The 16,946-nt window shown below is 61.9% G+C and carries 17 protein-coding genes; 3 read left to right on the top strand and 14 right to left on the bottom strand.

The features are described 5' to 3' along the window. Nucleotides 1–20 precede the first annotated feature (20 nt). From rbsK to AC2CGQ_RS13875, 12 genes are all read right to left on the bottom strand, one after another. On the bottom strand, nucleotides 21–947 hold the full coding sequence (gene rbsK, locus AC2CGQ_RS13820) for a ribokinase (RefSeq protein ID WP_021505706.1): 927 nt from the start codon (nucleotides 945–947) through the stop codon (nucleotides 21–23). Next, nucleotides 944–1,852 (bottom strand): allose kinase, encoded by a 909-nt coding sequence (gene alsK, locus AC2CGQ_RS13825; RefSeq protein WP_021505707.1) that lies wholly within the window; start codon nucleotides 1,850–1,852, stop codon nucleotides 944–946. Before alsK ends, rbsK begins: the two co-directional genes overlap by 4 nt. A gap of 10 nt (nucleotides 1,853–1,862) precedes the next feature. Then, complete coding sequence (alsE, locus tag AC2CGQ_RS13830; protein ID WP_021505708.1) at nucleotides 1,863–2,534, bottom strand: D-allulose 6-phosphate 3-epimerase; 672 nt, start codon at nucleotides 2,532–2,534, stop codon at nucleotides 1,863–1,865. 31 nt (nucleotides 2,535–2,565) lie between these two features. Continuing rightward, nucleotides 2,566–3,600: an ABC transporter permease gene (locus AC2CGQ_RS13835; protein ID WP_021505709.1), complete on the bottom strand. Its 1,035-nt coding sequence runs from the start codon at nucleotides 3,598–3,600 to the stop codon at nucleotides 2,566–2,568. 10 nt (nucleotides 3,601–3,610) lie between these two features. Next, a complete protein-coding gene (locus tag AC2CGQ_RS13840) occupies nucleotides 3,611–4,597 on the bottom strand; it encodes an ABC transporter permease (protein ID WP_021505710.1) in 987 nt (328 codons plus the stop codon). After that, nucleotides 4,590–6,107 (bottom strand): sugar ABC transporter ATP-binding protein, encoded by a 1,518-nt coding sequence (locus tag AC2CGQ_RS13845; protein ID WP_021505711.1) that lies wholly within the window; start codon nucleotides 6,105–6,107, stop codon nucleotides 4,590–4,592. The genes AC2CGQ_RS13840 and AC2CGQ_RS13845 overlap by 8 nt, the downstream gene beginning before the upstream one ends. A 2-nt stretch (nucleotides 6,108–6,109) precedes the next feature. Beyond that, on the bottom strand, nucleotides 6,110–7,093 hold the full coding sequence (locus tag AC2CGQ_RS13850) for a substrate-binding domain-containing protein (protein ID WP_015378977.1): 984 nt from the start codon (nucleotides 7,091–7,093) through the stop codon (nucleotides 6,110–6,112). A 47-nt stretch (nucleotides 7,094–7,140) separates the two neighbouring features. Beyond that, entirely contained in the window at nucleotides 7,141–7,959 is an 819-nt protein-coding gene (locus AC2CGQ_RS13855; protein ID WP_004931653.1) for a DeoR/GlpR family DNA-binding transcription regulator, read from the bottom strand. Nucleotides 7,960–8,340: 381 nt separating this feature from the next. After that, the gene (locus AC2CGQ_RS13860; RefSeq protein WP_004931651.1) at nucleotides 8,341–8,658 is read right to left on the bottom strand and encodes a BrnA antitoxin family protein; all 318 of its coding nucleotides are present in this window, start codon (nucleotides 8,656–8,658) and stop codon (nucleotides 8,341–8,343) included. Then, the gene (locus AC2CGQ_RS13865) at nucleotides 8,621–8,944 is read right to left on the bottom strand and encodes a BrnT family toxin (RefSeq protein ID WP_072056098.1); all 324 of its coding nucleotides are present in this window, start codon (nucleotides 8,942–8,944) and stop codon (nucleotides 8,621–8,623) included. The genes AC2CGQ_RS13860 and AC2CGQ_RS13865 overlap by 38 nt, the downstream gene beginning before the upstream one ends. A gap of 77 nt (nucleotides 8,945–9,021) precedes the next feature. Then, on the bottom strand, nucleotides 9,022–9,768 hold the full coding sequence (locus tag AC2CGQ_RS13870; protein WP_031300616.1) for an SDR family oxidoreductase: 747 nt from the start codon (nucleotides 9,766–9,768) through the stop codon (nucleotides 9,022–9,024). A 96-nt stretch (nucleotides 9,769–9,864) separates the two neighbouring features. Further along, nucleotides 9,865–10,098, bottom strand: a complete 234-nt coding sequence (locus AC2CGQ_RS13875) for a hypothetical protein (RefSeq protein WP_004931645.1) — start codon at nucleotides 10,096–10,098, stop codon at nucleotides 9,865–9,867. A 189-nt stretch (nucleotides 10,099–10,287) separates the two neighbouring features. Here AC2CGQ_RS13875 and AC2CGQ_RS13880 point away from each other — a divergent pair, with 189 nt between their 5' ends. The 3 genes from AC2CGQ_RS13880 to AC2CGQ_RS13890 are packed head-to-tail and all read left to right on the top strand — an operon-like array spanning nucleotide 10,288 to nucleotide 12,897. Further along, on the top strand, nucleotides 10,288–10,947 hold the full coding sequence (locus AC2CGQ_RS13880) for a response regulator (protein ID WP_031300618.1): 660 nt from the start codon (nucleotides 10,288–10,290) through the stop codon (nucleotides 10,945–10,947). Between the two features lie 4 nt (nucleotides 10,948–10,951). Then, a complete protein-coding gene (locus AC2CGQ_RS13885; RefSeq protein WP_021505718.1) occupies nucleotides 10,952–12,358 on the top strand; it encodes an ATP-binding protein in 1,407 nt (468 codons plus the stop codon). Between the two features lie 11 nt (nucleotides 12,359–12,369). After that, nucleotides 12,370–12,897: a GNAT family N-acetyltransferase gene (locus tag AC2CGQ_RS13890; RefSeq protein WP_031300620.1), complete on the top strand. Its 528-nt coding sequence runs from the start codon at nucleotides 12,370–12,372 to the stop codon at nucleotides 12,895–12,897. A 10-nt stretch (nucleotides 12,898–12,907) separates the two neighbouring features. On the opposite strand, the gene AC2CGQ_RS13895 is transcribed toward AC2CGQ_RS13890, so the two are convergent. Both AC2CGQ_RS13895 and gcvP read right to left on the bottom strand, forming a co-directional pair. After that, nucleotides 12,908–13,873 (bottom strand): quinone oxidoreductase family protein, encoded by a 966-nt coding sequence (locus AC2CGQ_RS13895; RefSeq protein ID WP_021505720.1) that lies wholly within the window; start codon nucleotides 13,871–13,873, stop codon nucleotides 12,908–12,910. A 108-nt stretch (nucleotides 13,874–13,981) separates the two neighbouring features. Beyond that, a complete protein-coding gene (gene gcvP / locus AC2CGQ_RS13900) occupies nucleotides 13,982–16,861 on the bottom strand; it encodes an aminomethyl-transferring glycine dehydrogenase (protein WP_015378983.1) in 2,880 nt (959 codons plus the stop codon). Nucleotides 16,862–16,946 lie beyond the last annotated feature (85 nt).

The following is a 16,946-nucleotide window of genomic DNA, read 5'->3' on the forward strand; positions in this document are numbered from 1 at the left end:
TGCGCCGCAGCCCGTCAACGTCAAGCGAACGCCTGCTGGCGTTCCAACGCCTCCTCATAACTCGGCATCGATCCCGCCGCCCCGGCGCGTTCCACGCAGACCGCCGCGTAGGCGGCGGCGAAGCGCGCCGCATCGGCTAACGGCACCTGATTCGCCAGCTGCGCCGCCAGAGCGCCGTTAAACGCATCCCCCGCGCCGGTGGTGTCTTTCGGCTGCGCCGGAAACGCCGGGATCAGCTCACTGTGTTCCCCGTCCGAGAACAACGCCCCCTGCGTACCCAAGGTCACGATCAGCAAACGAATGCCCTTGGCGTGCAGCACCTGCGCCGCCTGACGCGCCGAAGCCACATCCCGCACCGGCACGCCGGTCAGCAATGTGCATTCGGTGGCGTTGGGCGTCAGCAGATCGACCTGCGCCAACAGGCTGTCCGGCACCGGCTGAAACGGCGCCGGGTTGAGAATGATGAACGTCCGCGCCTCGCGGGCGATGGCAATCACTTGTTCGATCGCCGGCAGGTTGTTCTCCAACTGGGTCAACAGAATATCCGCCGCGGCGATCGCCGGGCGGCACTGGCGCACCTCGTCCTCGCTGACCGTCAGGTTGGCGCCGGGATCGACGGCGATCATGTTCTCCGCATCCTCGCCGGCAACGTAGATAAGCGCATTGCCGGTCGGGCAATCGCCGGTCGAGAACAGCGTCACCGCATCGAAGCCGGCCGCGGCGAGATGACGCCGGGCGAAGGTGCCGAAGTCGTCGCGCCCCACCTTGCCGATATAATGCACCCGCGCCCCGGCGCGCAGCGCGGCGGTGGCCTGGTTGGCGCCCTTGCCGCCCGCCCCCATCATACTGTTACGGGCGATCAGCGATTCGCCGGGCTGCGGAAACCGCGCCATGCCGGCGACGATATCTAGGTTGAACGAACCGAACACGCAGACTTTGCCTTTCATTGCTGGTACTCCCTGCTCAATTGGAGGTGGCGCCGGGCGGCCAGACAGGCGCCTTTGCTGCCGGTTTCATCGGTCAGGCGGCTGATGGAGATCGCCAATCCCTGTGCCGGCTGCGGCCCGCGCAGATGACGGCGGATCTCTTGCTCCAGCCGCGCCAACGGAAAACCGCGCATGGCGATCACGCCGCCGCCCAGGATCAGCCGTTGGGGGTCGATCACGTTCATTTCGATGGCGATGGTCTGCGCCAATCGTTCAACGAAACGCCGCAAATCCGGATGATCACCATGGCGTTCGAACAGCCGGTCGAACGGCGTTTGCGCCGCGTTGGCGCGCGCCCAGCCGGTCAGCCAATGGCCGGAGGTCAAACTCTCGACGCAGCCCCGTTTGCCGCACGGGCAATCGCCCAGATGGCCCGGCCAGGGAATGTGCCCCAACTCGCCGGCGGCGCCATGCGCCCCGTGGTAAAAATCGCCGTTCAGCCACAGGCTGTTGCCCATGCCGGTGCCCAGATACAGTCCTACCGCCACCTGCGGCAGCGCCGGCAGCTGCTGCAAATCCCACCACAGCAGATGGTTGACGTCCTTGTCCATTCGCACCGGCAGCGCCAGCAAATCGGCCAACAGCGCCGCCACCGGCTGGGCATCCAGCGCCGGAATGAACGGCAGCGACAGCACCCGCGAGCGATCGCGGCTGAGGATCCCCGGCAGCCCCAGCATCACCTGCGCCACCTGACGATCCTCACAATGCCGGGCGATAAGATCGCCCAACGCCGCCAGCGGATCGGCCTGCCGCGCCCAATCGGCGGTCGCTATCTTGCGGTAAGCACTAAACTCGCCGTCATCATCCATCAACAGCAGGCGGGTATTGGTGCCGCCAACGTCAACGCCAAGAAAATACCGCATCATATCCCCCGCCTCAGGCCGCCTGCCGCATCTGATCCAGCATTTTTTCCCATGCCGCCTCCAGATCCGGATCGAGATTGAACAACCCGGAGCTGCCGACGATCAACACTTCCGCGCCGGCGCCCAGCAGATCGCGATAAGTACGTTGGTTGCAGGATCCGTCGATCTCGATCAGATAGCGCAGATTTTGTTGGCTTTTCAGATCGCGTAACTGGCGGATCTTGTCCAGCATTTCGGGAATGAACGGCTGCCCGGCATAGCCCGGATCGACGGTCATGACGGTGACCTTGTCCAGCAGGTGAAGGTAGTGGCGGATAAACTCCACCGGCGTGGCCGGGTTCAGCACCACCCCCACTTTTTTGCCCAGCGCGCGAATTTGATTGATCACGCGGAACGCGTCGCGGTTGATGGTTTCGGCGTGCGGGCAGATAAAGTCCGCCCCGGCGCGGGCGATCGGCTCGATAAAATCGGTTGGGTTCTCCACCATCAAATGCACGTCCAGCAACAACGAGGTATGCGGGCGGATCTGTTCGATAAAGAACGGCGACAGCGTGATGTTTTTAACGTAGTGCCCGTCCATGATGTCGATATGCAGCATATCGGCGCGGCGATTCAGCACCGCCAATTGCTGCCGGATATCCATCAGGTTCATGCACATCAGTGAAGGTGAAATCTGGTATTTCATTAGCGTTATCCTGCGCAAAAGGGAAAAGGGATCAGTGGCCCGCCGCGATTCTGGCCTGGGCCGCGCTGCGGCGCATCGCCCGCCGCTGCTGATAGCGATGGCGGAAAAACTTCAGCGCCAGCACCGCGATCAGCACCGCGCCCCACATCGCCAGACTGAAATGCGGGCTGACGTTCATCAGGTTCAAACCGGTCGCGATCACCTGCAGCACGATCAGCGCCAACACCACGCCGCTGACCCGGCCAAAACCGCCGAACGGATCGGTGCCGCCCAGTATGATCGCCAGCACCGTGAGCAGCAGGTAGGAGTCGCCGTAACCCATGCGCGCCGAGTTGAAGCGCGCCATCATCACCAGCCCGGCAATGACGCACAGCAGGCTGGAGAGGGTGTAAATGGCGATCAACACCCGATGGGTATTCACGCCGCTGAAGTGGGTGGCGTTGATGTTGCTGCCGCTCATGTAGATGCATTTGCCGAGCCGGGTTTTCTGCAAGAACAGCGCCAGCAAGGCGGCGACCACCAGGAAGATCCACAGCGGTACCGGCACGCCCAGCACGCGCTCGGCGCCGATAAACCGCACGATCTCCGGCATGCCGCTCAGGGCCGCGCCGCGCGTCAGGTAAATGCCGATGCCGTTGACCGTCGTCATGGTGGCCAGCGTCACCAGAATCGGATGCGCGCCGACGTAGGCCACCAACGCGCCGGTCGCCGCGCCGATAAGCCCGGCCAACAGCATCGCCGCCGCCAGCGCCAACGCCAGCCACAGCGCCTGCAAGCCCAGCCCGGCATCCGCCGGCAGGTAGCTGATGAACAGCCAGGCCATCAGCAGGCTGGTCAGGTTGGCGCTGGCGATAATGCACAGGTTCAGGCCACCGCTGAGGATCGGGATGAACATCGCCAGCGTCAGCAGGCCCAGCTCCGGCAGCTGGAAGGCCACGCTGGTGAAGGTGGCGCCGCTGAAGAAGCGCCCCGGCATCAGCAGGCTAAAGCCCAGCACCACCGCCAGCAGCAATGCCAGCAGACCGACGGCGACCCCGTCCGGACGAAATTTCAGGTTGTTGCCCATCAGGCGCTCCTCAGGCGAAACCGACGTCGGTTTCTTTGCGTTTTTTGTAGTGGGTGACGGTGATCGCCGCGACGATCACCAGACCGATCACCACGTTCATGAAGTAGCTGGACACGCCGATCAGGTTGAGGCCGTTTTTCAGCACGCCGATCAGGAAGACGCCCATCAGCGTGCCGACCACGCTGCCCTTGCCGCCGTTCAGGCTGGCGCCGCCCAGCACCGCCGCCGCCAGCACGTCGAGCTCCCCGCCCACCAGCGCGTTGGGCACCACTTCCCCCATGCGATACACCTGCACCAGGCCGCCGATCGCCGCCATCGCGCCCAGATAGCCATAGGCGAACAAATGCAGCAGGCCAACGCGGATGCCGATGCGCCGCGCCGATTCCGCATCACCGCCCACGGCAAACAGCTGGCGCCCGAGGTGCGTTTTGTTCAGCAGCAGCCAGGTCAACAGCGCCACCGCCAGCATCACCAGCGTCGGCAAACCGAGCTGATAGCTCTGTTCACCCAGCTGGAACGGCAGCACGCTGCGCGGCAGCGTCCACCAGTCCGGCAATGCGTACAGGCTGCGGCCGTTGGTCAGCCACATCAGCATGCCGAACAACAACGCTTGCATGCTGATGGTGACGATGATCGAGACGATGCGCAGGCAGTAGATCAACAGCGCGTTGACCATGCCCAGCACGGCGCCGATCGCCAACGCCAGCAGAATGCTGCCCGCCGGGCTGGCCAGGCCGTAGTGGGTCGCCAGCGTGGCGATCAGGTACTGCACCACCGAGGCGACTGCGGCGAAGGAGATATCGATGCCGCCGGTCACCAGCACTACAAACAGGCCGAGGGCGAAAATACCGCTCACCGCATAGCTTTCGCTGAGATCGAGCAGGTTTTGCACCGTTAAAAACCGATCGCTGAGCAGTGAAAAGACCATGACCGTCAGCAGCAACACCCAGGCCAGATAGCCTTCGTTGCCGCGCGGTTTCAAACTGAATCTACGCATTGACCGCCTCCGCCAGCTGTTGCTGGCTCACCTGCCCCGGCAGGTATTCGCCGATCACGCTGCCGCCGCTGAAGTGCAGCACCCGATCGCAGTTGTAATACACCTCCGGCACCTCGTCGGAGATCAGCAAAATGGCGATCCCCTCCTGCGCCAGCAGATGGATCAGTTGGTAGATGCTGGCCTTGGCACCGACGTCGACACCGACGGTCGGCGAGTCGAGGATCAAGATCCGCGGCTGGGTCAGCACCCACTTGGCCAGCACGATCTTTTGCTGATTGCCGCCGGACAGCGTCGAAACCGCCTGATCCGGATCCGCCACCCGCACGCCGAGCTTGGCGATCCACTCCGCGACGATGCGATTCTTGCGGTAGTCGTCGATCAGGCGAAAACGCCCGCGCAGCTTATCGAGAATGGTCAGCACCGCGTTATCCGCCACCGACTGTTGCTGCACCAGCCCCAGCGTCAGGCGATCCTCCGAGACGTAGCCGATGCCGGCCTTGATCGCGTCCTCATGGCCGCGAAAGCGCACCGGTTTGCTGTCGAGGTAGAGTTTGCCGCTGTCCGGCCGGGTCATGCCGAACAGGCTCAGCGCCAGCTCGGTACGCCCGGAGCCGAGCAGCCCGCACAGACCGAGCACCTCCCCCTGATGCAGACGGAAGCTCACATCCTGATACTGCCCAGCGCGGCTCAGGCGATCCGCCTCCAGCATCACCCGATCCTTATTCAGGCTGGGCGCTTTCAGGCGATAGTCCAGCTTCAGACCGGTCATCAGCTCGGTCAGACGATCGCCGGTGATCTCCGCCGCCGGCCAGGTGCCGACTTTGTTGCCGTCGCGGATCACCGTGACGCGATCCGAGATCTCCAGCACCTCGTCCAGCCGGTGGCTGACGAACACCACGCAGATGCCCTGCGCTTTCAGATAGTCCACCGTGCGCAGCAGTTGGTTGACCTCGGTGCGGGTCAGCGAAGCGGTCGGTTCGTCCATGATCACCAGCCGCGCCTGCGCCACCAGCGCACGGCAGATCGCCACCTGTTGGCGCTGCGCGATCGGCAGCTCCGCCACCCGTTTGTCGAGATCCAGATTGAAACTCAGCGATTGCAGCTGGCGTTCGGCGGCGCGCCGCAGCCGCGCCGGGCGGTGCCAACCCAGCAACCCGCGCAGGTTGTGTTCGAAGGCGATGTTTTCCGCCACCGTCAGGTTGGGAAACAGCGACAGATCCTGATAGATCACCTGAATGCCGAAGGCGCGCGCCTGATCCGGCGACAGCCGGCCGAAGGTTTGCCCATCGAGGGTAATGCGGCTGCCGTCGTCCGGTTGATAGACGCCGGCGATCGCCTTGATCAGCGTGCTCTTGCCGCAGCCGTTGGTGCCGGCCAGACAGTGCACCTCCCCCGGCATCAGCGCCAATGAAATATCGTTCAGCGCACGCTGCCCGCCAAAGGTCATCGACAGCTGTTGCAGTTCGATAAGCGGCGCGCCCTGCGTTGCCGTATTGCCGGAAATCGCCATGATTACAGCCCCATTTTCACCAGCTTCGGCAGGTTTTGCTTATCCAGGCTTTCGGTGGCGTTGCCGAGAATGGTGTGCTGCTGCGCATCCACCTGCACCTTGCCCATGCCTTCGATGGTCATGCCGTCGGTGATTTTCTCCCCCTTGTGCATCATGTCGGCGATGCGCACGAACACTTCGCCGGCCACCATCGGATTCCAGATGTAACCGCCCTTGATGGCGCCGCGATTGACCAGCGAAGCGCCCTGGCCCGGGCTGAACGGCCCGATGACGCAGATATCGTTGCTTTTGCCGCGGTTGAGCACCGCGCGCCCGGCGCCGATCGGCCCCTGCGAGCCGAACGCCAGTACGCCTTTCAGATCGGGATACTTGGCCATCAGATCGTTGGTGGTGCGCACGCTGTCATCCAGCGATTCCCCCACGCCGAACTTGTCGCCCACCAGTTGCATGTTCGGGTAGTGCTGCTTCTGGTAGTTGATGGCCGAGTCCGACCAGGTGATGTGCAGCGGCACCGTCAGGCTGCCGACGTATACCGCGTACTTGCCCTGCTCTTTCATGCAGGCGGCCAGTGCTTTCATGTGGTTGACCCCGTGCTGCGAGGCGTCCACCAGCTCAAAATCCCAGTCGGCGTACTTCTGGCCGGGGGATTCGTGCACGATCACCTTGATGCCCGCCTCCTGCGCGCGCTTGAGCACCGGCTCCAGCACCCGGGCGTCGTTCGGCACCACGCCGATGATGTCCACCTTCTGCGCGATCAGATCCTCGATGGCGCGCACCTGCAGCGCCGGATCCGCCGCCGTCGGCCCAACCATCCAGGCGTCGATGTCGCGTTTGGCGCTCTCGCTTTTGATGCCGGCCTCCATGGCGTTGAACCAGGGAATGCCGCCGATCTTCACCACCACGCCCATTTTCAGCTTGTCCGCCGCCTGCGCGGAGACCGACAGCAGCAGCGAGGCAAACAGACCGACCAGTACGGATTTTTTCATTGTTCTCTCTCCACAAGTGTTGGCTGTAATAAGGGTTTTCATTGTTGTTATCGCGCCGCCCTTTTCGCGGCGGGTGAAACTTCAATCACGTCGACGTTGTTCCAGGCCAGTTCCTGACGAAATTCGTCGTCGCTGAGCCTGTCGGTGATCAGCGTGTCTATTTCCCGGTAATGGCAAATGCGGGCGAACGAGCGGCGGCCGAACTTGTTGCTGTCCACCAGCAGGAACTTGCGTTCCGACGCCAGCAGCATCTGCTGCTTCAGCCGCGCATGGTGCTCATTGCTTTCGCGGATGCCGCCGTCCTGGCAGATGCCGTGGCAGGAGAAAAACAGCTTGTTGATCACGAACTCCTTCAGCATCTGCTCCGCCAGCACGCCGATAAAATCCTCGTACTTGGCGGAATACTCGCCCCCCAGGCCGATGGTGCGCACGTTGGCCTTGCAGGCCAGCGTCTGGATGATGTGCAGCGAGTTGGTCAGCACCACCAGCGAGATATCCGGCAGTTGGCGCGCCAAAAACCAACTGGTGGAACTGCTGTCCAGCAGCAGGCAGTCCCCCGGCGCGATAAATTCCAGCGCGCGTTTGGCAATGCGCGTCTTCTGTTCCGGCGCCTCGTTGCTGCGCTGGCGGAAAGATTCCCCCTGGTCTATCTCGGCGGGCACATAGGTTTTCTCCACCGCCGGCGGCTCGACGAACACCGCGCCACCGTGGCTGCGCAGCAGCAGGCCGCGCCGTTCAAGCAAGGCCAGATCACGCCGCGCCGTCTCGATAGAGATGTGGCACAGCTGCGCCACCTCCTGCACCATCACGCGGCCGCGCTGGCTCAAGACTTCGGTGATAAAGCGATGACGTTCTACAGGCAGCATGTTTCTTTTCTCCTCCACAACGTTGATTACGATATCGATTTGCCGCGTCGCGTTTTGCGCGCGGACGCAAAGCGCATCGCCCTGCGATCGGTCAACGATCGCGATGTGATAGTTGTCAAAAAAATCGGGAAGGAAATGAAATGAATAATTACGAAAGTGTGGAGTAACAGGCAGTTATGATGCGCGTACGCCTGAGGTAAACAGGAGAGAAACGGTAAACGGTCACAATTCCACGCTCCGCAGTATGACCGTTAATGACCGTTTGTGTGGTTTTGACCGAGCGCCGCAATTAGACCGCCGGCGTTGATAACGCATTACCTGAAAAAACAGCAAAAAAAATCCGGTGAGAACCTCACCGGATCGTTAGCCGCCTGGCACACATTATTCCCCGTGTTCATGCTCTTTCAACATCGCCTCACGCAACACGGCGTTCAGGCGTTTCTGATAGCCTTTGCCTGGCCGCTGAAGCCAGGCCAACACATCCGCATCGATGCGGATGGTTTTCGATACTTTCATCGGTTTATAAAAACGCCCCTGAACCGCAGCCTGCCACTTTTCCTCATCCAGTGCCGGCGCATCGGCATAATCGATGTCCTCGTCCGGCAACGCACTCAGTGAAGCAATTTGCGCTTTCTGCTCCTCCGTCAACGGCGGGAGTACGCTATGGGCCAGATTTTTGGCGGAATTTTTGCGCTTCATATCTTCCCCTCTCTTTGGCATCGGCCTTACGTGCTGAAATGATACGCACGATCTCTACTGTATCGCCTTCGACATCCGTTTCGATCGTCGTATGTGCCACCAGCAACAGCAAGCAGGATCCGACCATGCCGATCGTTTGCCAACGTTCTTCTCCACCCTCGATCCTTTCCAACACAGCCAAATGGTTGGGATCCAGAAAAACCCGTTGCGCAATCTCAAAACTGACACGGTGTTTGCGCTGGTTACTGTGATTTTTATCCTGATTCCATTCAAAATAAACATACATTTTTGTAACTACATTTTGATTGTTATTTAATCAAAATACCTCGCATCCGGAGGGATGTCAAAACCCTACGGATGCGTTCAACGCCCGCCTGCGGCCTCGATAAAGGTGCCGGTCACGTAAGATGCGGCGTCAGACAGCAACCAGGCGATCGCCTCCGCCACTTCCTGCGGCTGGCCGCCGCGCTGCATCGGCAAACTGTCCTTCACGCGATCCACCCGGCCAGGCTCGCCGCCGCTGGCGTGCATCTCGGTATAGATGAATCCGGGCCGCACGCCGTTGACGCGAATGCCCTGCGCCGCCACTTCCCGCGATAACCCGATGGTCAGCGTATCGACGGCGCCTTTCGAGGCGGCATAGTCGACGTACTCTCCCGCCGCCCCCAGTCGGGACGCCGCGGAGGAAACGTTGACGATGGCGCCGCCCCGTCCGCCATAGCGCAGCGCCATGCGCTTCACCGCCTCGCGGCAACACAGGAAGTAACCGGTAACGTTGGTGCCGAGCACCTGATTGATGCGCTCGGCGGTCAACTGTTCAATGTTCGCCTGCTGGAACAGAATGCCGGCGTTGTTGACCAGCGCACTGAGCGTGCCCAGCCCGGCATCCAGTGCGCCGAACATCGCCATCACCTGCGCTTCGTCGGCCACGTCAGCCTGCAATGCCAGCGCCTTACCGCCCTGCGTTTCAATCTCCGCCACCACCTGCCGCGCCGCACTTTCGTCACGCAGGTAATTCACGCCCACCGCATAGCCCTGCCGGGCCAGCAGCAAAGCGGTCGCGCGGCCAATTCCCCGGCTTGCGCCAGTCACCAATGCCACTTTCGTCATCGTATTTTTTCTCTGGTTGGCGATATAAAAATAACGGCCTGCGCACAGGCTCCCCGTTTGCCAGTCAGAGTATAGAGCGGCGCTCTAGAAAACGCTTCAGAGCTGAGCCAGGCGGCGCAGCAGCTTTTTAATCCGATATTTCGCGCAGCCGGAGGCGTCCGTTACCGCCACCTGATGGCCCCGCTGCAAACCGGAAGCATGCAGGCCTTTGTGAGCAGGGCTGTGCACATCGCCGCGAAACGACAGCATCAACAGCACGAGCAGCATCGCCACGCCTGAATACATCAGCCGCCGCGAGGCGCCCGCGAGCGGGGAACCGTCAGTCTGCATGTTTCGCTCCCTCAGCCATGATTTCGAATGGCAGCAAAATAACTGAAATCCCCCCTCGTTCCCTTAACGCGAGATTAAAGCCAGATTAAGGTTTGCTTAAGAACGTGCAGGCAGCGCAGGTTTCCCCGTTGTCTTCCCGTCAGCGTTATAGTTAGATAAGCGCGACTCAAGGATCTCAGCGGAAATAACGTGAACATACTGTTGGTGGAAGACGACCTGCAATTAGGCAAGGCGCTGTGCCGAGCATTGGAGCTGGCCGGCTTTAATTTGTGCTGGGTGCGCCTGCTCGTCGACGCGGAAAATAAACTTTCATCCGGCGGGTTCGATTTGATGCTGCTGGATCTCACGCTGCCGGACGGTGACGGTTTGCAGAGGCTGATCGCCTGGCGCGCCGTCGGGCAAAATATCCCGATCATCATCCTGACCGCCCGCGACCGCATTGAAAGCCTGGTGAACAGCCTGGATTCCGGCGCGGACGACTTTCTGGCCAAACCCTTTGCGCTGCCCGAACTCATCTCGCGCGTCAAGGCGGTCAACCGGCGCATGGCGGGCTTCGCGTCACAAACCTGGAGCCTCGGCGCGCTGTATCTCGATCCGGTCAACCATCAGGTCATGCTGGATAACGAACTGCTGATGCTGTCGAAAAAAGAGTATCACCTGCTGCACGAACTGATGCGCTGCGCCGGCACCGTGGTGCGCAAAGCGGTGTTGGAACAGCGGCTGTTCGGCCACGGCGACAGCGTGGAAAGCAACTCGCTGGAAGTGCACATGCATAATTTACGGCGCAAGATCGGTAAAGAAAGAATTATTACCGTACGCGGCATTGGTTATTTGCTGAAGAAAGAGTAGCGAAATGATCGGTTTCAAATCCTTCTTTATGCGCACCATTATTTTCCAGGTGCTGGCCATTTTATTATTGTGGGGGATCCTCGTCGCCTGGGTGAAATATTGGTATTACCCCGACATGGAGAAATATTTCGATAACCAGCAACGCATCGTCGCTGCAGGCATCGCCAATATTCTCGACGAAACCGGCACTGACCATATCGATTACCGCGGCATCATCAAGACCATTGAAGGCATGTACATTGATTCCATCAATAACGGCATGCAGGATGAAATCGACTATCACCCGCTGTTTGTGGTTTACGATCGAGACAACCGGGTGCTTTACAGTTCGCAAACGCAGGGAGAGCCGCTGCGCCTGCCGCCTTCGGTGCTGTCCGGCTCGGTCAATTACGCCGGCGCCAACTGGCATCTCGCCGGCAGCTGGAGCGAGAATCGCCAGTACCGGGTGATCGTCGGCGAATCGTTCAACGATCGCACCACGCTGTTCGGCAACCCGGCGGAGAGCACCGCCGTACCGCTGCTGGGCATTCTGGCGGCCATCATCATCACCTTGCTGTTTACGGCCTATTTCAGCCTGCGGCCGCTGCGCCAGATCGCCCGAACCATTTCCGATCGTCAGCCCGGCAATCTGTCGCCGATCAACGTCAGCGAGCAGTATCAGGAAATCCGGCCGGTGGTGATGGAGGTTAACAAACTGATGGCGCGCATCGACGCCGCCAATCAGCGCGAGAAACGATTTATGGCCGACGCCGCACATGAGCTGCGCACGCCGATCGCCGCCGTGCTGGCGCAGCTGCATTTGCTGACCCAGGTCAGCGAGCAGCAGGAGCGCCGGGAAATCATCGGCGACATGCAGCAAGGGCTGGATCGGGCGGCGTCGCTGTCGCGCCAGCTGATCAACCTGGCCAAGCTGGAGGCGGAAGATTTTCCGCTGAAGATTGAGGCGGTGGACATCTACGCCGAAATTGGAAAATGCATCGCGCAGCACGTCCCCTATGCGCTGGAAAAAGATGTCGAACTGTCGCTCGACGGCAGCGAGGAGGTGGTGGTGAGTACCGACCGCCATGCGCTGATCGCCATCTTCACCAACCTGCTGGACAATGCGCTCAAGTATGCGCCGCCCGGCAGCCGCATCGAAGCCAATATCCGCTCGCTGGCGCCGCTCGGCTGCTATATTACGTTGCGCGACAACGGCCCCGGGGTGAGCGAAGAGCACCTTCCGCGCCTGTTTGAGCGCTTTTACCGCGTGCCCGGCACGCAGCAGACCGGCAGCGGGCTGGGATTGGCCATCGCCCGCAACCTGGCCGACAAAATCGGCGCGCAGCTGCGCGTCACCGAAGGTCTCGACGATCGCGGCATCGGCTTTATCATCGATTTGCCGGAAAGTTACCGGCCACAGATTGAGAGTTAACCACGAGCATGATCGCCCCTGTACTGCTGCAACGGCAGCAACTCGACCGGCTGTGGGATATCGACCGCAGCGAAATTATCGACACCCTGTATCGCCTGCAGGACGGCAAGCTACACCCCTACCCGGACTACTACGATGTGCGCGGCTGGGATCCGCACGATCGGGAAACCTATACGCCGATCCACGAAGCGTGCTTCGATCGCGGCGGCGCGTTCTTCGCGCTGTTCGAAGGCGAGGAGATCGTGGCAGCGGCGGCGCTGGACACCGAACCGCGCGGCCCGCGGCAAGATCTGCGCCAGCTGCTGTTCTTTTACGTCAGCGCGCACCAACGCGGCCAGGGGTTAGGCAAGCAGCTGTTCCAGCTCTGTCTGCGGCAGGCGGCGCAAGAAGGCGCCGCCGGGCTGTACGTCTCCTCCATTCCCAACAAAAGCACCGTAGACTTCTATCTGGCGCAGGGCTGCCGGCTCATCGAACAGCCGGATACCGAATTGTTCGCCCGTGAGCCGGAGGACATTCACCTGGTCTGCCTCTGCCGCTAGCGGCCAGGGCTTAGCGGGCGATGCGTATCACCGAACGCACGTCGCTTTTCTTGTTCAGATCCCACACCTCGGCGATCTCCGCCAGCGCGTGCTCCTGCGTCTCGATAGTGAGCGCTCCGGTCGCCGCCAGCGCCAAAATCTCGGTCGCGTAGCGCTGCATCTCCGGGATCGGCGGGAAGTTGCCGGTGCCGCTGCCGAGGATCTGCAGCTGATTGCTGCGCAGCACCGCCGCCGGCAGCCGGATGTCCGGCGCGGCCATCGAGCCGACGTTGACCAAGCGAATGCCGCGCCCCCCGGCGTAAGACGAGAGATCGTGATTATTGAGCGTCGCCAGCAGCGCTTCGGTCGCCGGGCCCCAGATGTAATCGACAATCACCTGATAACCGCCCGGCCCCGCCGCCGCCGCGAAGGCCTGCGCCAGCGCCTCGCCCTGCAGGCTCAGATCCACCGTGGCGTCCACACCCAACGCCTCCAGCACGCTCAGGCGCCGACCGGCGGCAACGATGCGCCCGGCCCCCGCCTGACGCGCCGCTGCAACCGCCAGCTTGCCCGAGGTGCCGGTAGCGCCGATGATCAGCACCGTTTCTCCGGGCTGCAGATCCGCTCGCCAGCGCAGCGGCAGCCAGGCGGCGAAGGCCGGATTGATCAGCGCCGCCGCCGTGGCGTCGTCCACCGCCTCCGGCACCGGCACCGTCCAGGACGCGACGCTGCGCTCTGCCATCGCGCCGTAAGGGCGACGGAAAGAGGCGAAGTACACCCGTTGCCCGTCCGCCGTACGGCCTACGCCGTCGGTGCCAGGCACGATCGGCAATTGCTTCGGGCTGGAATAATGAGTGCCGGCGACGGTGGCGCGATCCAGCTGCTTGATGCCGGCCGCCAGAACGTCGATCGGCACTTCATTCGCCTGCGCCTGAGGCTCCTCAAAGGTGCCGAAAACCGGGGGTTGCCCCAGCGCTGTTACGATTGCCGCTTGCATGATGACTCCTCAAATCGTGGGAACGTACCGGAAAGAATAGGCCGCGATAAAATAAAAAGGGACACCGCATCATGCGGTGTCCCCCAAACACAAACTTTGCCGAACGTGTTATTCGTAATCGCTCATCGGCACGCAAGAGCAGAACAGGTTACGGTCGCCGTACACGTCGTCCAGACGCTTAACGCTCGGCCAGTACTTGTTCTCGCGTACGCCGGCCACCGGGAACACCGCCAGCTCGCGGCTGTACGGGTGCTGCCAGTCGTTGACCAGCTCCGCCTGCACATGCGGCGCATTCACCAGCGGGTTGTCTTCCAACGGCCATTCGCCTTTGGCGACGCGGTCGATTTCGCTGCGGATCGCCAGCATCGCATCGATAAAGCGATCCAGCTCCACTTTGCTTTCCGACTCGGTCGGCTCGACCATCAGCGTGCCCGCTACCGGGAACGACATGGTCGGCGCGTGGAAGCCGAAGTCGATCAGGCGCTTGGCGATGTCCATTTCGCTGATGCCGGTCTCTTCCTTCAGCGGACGAATGTCGAGGATGCATTCGTGCGCCACGCGGTGATCGCGGCCGGTATACAGAATCGGGTATGCGTCTTTCAGACGGGTGGCGATGTAGTTGGCGTTCAGGATCGCCATCTGGCTGGCCTGCTTCAGGCCTTCCGCGCCCATCATGCGGATGTACATCCAACTGATCGGCAGGATGGAGGCGCTGCCGAACGGCGCCGCGGAGACCGCGCCCTGCTGGGTGGTCACGCCGTCGATCTGCACCACGCTGTGGCCCGGTACAAACGGCGCCAGGTGCGCTTTCACGCCGATAGGGCCCATGCCCGGGCCGCCGCCGCCGTGCGGGATGCAGAAAGTTTTATGCAGGTTGAGGTGCGAAACATCCGCGCCGATGTAGCCCGGCGTGGTGATGCCCACCTGGGCGTTCATGTTGGCGCCGTCCAGATACACCTGACCGCCGAACTGATGCACGATCTGGCACACTTCACGGATGGTTTCTTCATACACGCCGTGGGTCGACGGGTAGGTCACCATGATGCAAGAGAGTTCTTCGCCTGCCTGCTCCGCCTTGACGCGCAGATCGTGCAGATCGATGTTGCCGTTCTTGTCGCAGGCGACCACCACCACGCTCATGCCCGCCATCTGGGCGGAGGCCGGGTTGGTGCCGTGCGCCGAGCTCGGGATCAGGCAGACGTGACGGCCCGCTTCGTTGCGGCTTTCGTGGTAGCGGCGGATCGCCAGCAGGCCGGCGTATTCGCCCTGCGCGCCGGAGTTCGGCTGCATGCACACCGCGTCATAGCCGGTCAGCTGCACCAGCCACTGAGACAGTTGGCCGATCATCTGCTGGTAACCGGCAGCCTGCTCCGGCGGGCAGAACGGGTGCAGTTCGGAGAATTCAGGCCAGGTGATCGGGATCATTTCCGCCGCGGCGTTCAATTTCATGGTGCAAGAGCCCAGCGGGATCATCGCCTGGTTCAGCGCCAGATCCTTACGCTCCAAGCGATGCATGTAACGCATCATCTCGGTTTCGCTGTGATAGCGGTTGAATACCGGGTGGGTCAGGATCGGATCCTGGCGCAGCATGGCGGCCGGGATCGATTGGCTGTTTTTGCTCACCGCCGCGTCTAACGCGTCGATGTCCAGACCGTGATTGTCGCCGGCCAGCAGTGCGAACAGCGTTTGCACGTCTTCACGCGAGGTGGCTTCATCCAGCGTGATGCCGACGGCGCCGTGAATGTCGGTACGCAGGTTGATGCCGAAGCTCAGCGCGCGCTCCAGCACCGCCGCCTTGTCTTTCACTTCAACGGTCAGGGTGTCGAACCAGGTGTGGTGACGCAGCGTCAGGCCGGCCTTCTGCAGCCCGGCGGCCAAAATGTCGGTCAGGCGATGGATGCGCCCGGCGATGCGCTGCAGGCCTTGCGGGCCGTGATACACCGCATACAGGCTGGCGATGTTGGCCAGCAGCACCTGCGAGGTACAGATATTCGAGTTGGCTTTCTCGCGGCGGATATGTTGCTCGCGAGTCTGCATCGCCATGCGCAGCGCGGTGTTGCCGGCGGCATCGCGGGAAACGCCGATGATGCGGCCCGGCATCGAGCGCTTGAACTCGTCGCGGCAGGCGAAGAAGGCGGCGTGCGGGCCGCCGTAGCCCATCGGCACGCCGAAGCGTTGCGCGGAGCCGAACACCACGTCGGCGCCCTGCTTGCCCGGCGCGGTCAGCAGCACCAGGGCCATGATGTCGGCAGCCACGCTGGTGATGATTTTGCGCGATTTCAGTTCGGCCAGCAGCGCGCTGTAGTCGTGCAGTTCACCGGTGGTGCCCACCTGCTGCAGCAACACGCCGAACACGCCGTCCAGCTCCAGCACTTTTTCCGCTTTATCGACGATGACGTCGAAGCCGAAGGTTTCGGCGCGGGTGCGCACCACGTCCAGCGTCTGCGGATGCACGTCGTCAGCCACGAAGAAGCGGTTGGCGTCTTTCAGCTTGCTGGCGCGTTTGGCCAACGCCATCGCCTCGGCGGCGGCGGTGGCTTCATCCAGCAGCGATGCGGAGGCCAGATCCAGGCCGGTCAGATCGAGGGTCACGGTCTGGAAGTTCAGCAGCGCTTCCAGACGGCCCTGCGACACCTCCGGCTGATAAGGGGTGTAAGCGGTGTACCAGCCCGGGTTTTCCAGCATGTTGCGCAGGATCACCGGCGGCGTCAGCACGGCGCTGTAGCCCATGCCGATATAGGATTTGTAGCGCTGATTCTGCGAGGCGATCGCCTTCAGCTCAGCCAGCGCCTGGTGTTCGGTCGCCGCGTCGCCAACCGGCGGCGGCCCCGGCAGCTGAATGTCCGCCGGCACGATCTGTTGGATCAGCGCGCTGAGCGAGCGAGCGCCCACCGCTGCCAGCAACTCCTGGCGTTGTTCCGCAGAAGAGCCGATGTGGCGTTCGATGAACGCTTCGCTGTGTTCGAGTTGGCTGAGTGTCTGAGTCATTGCTACAAATTCCTGAATGCTTGCGTGATACGGGATATAGCTTGAACGGTAACTAAAACGCCCCGGCCGAAAGGCCTGGGGCGTG

Source organism: Serratia sp. DFXYC6 (assembly GCF_057196085.1).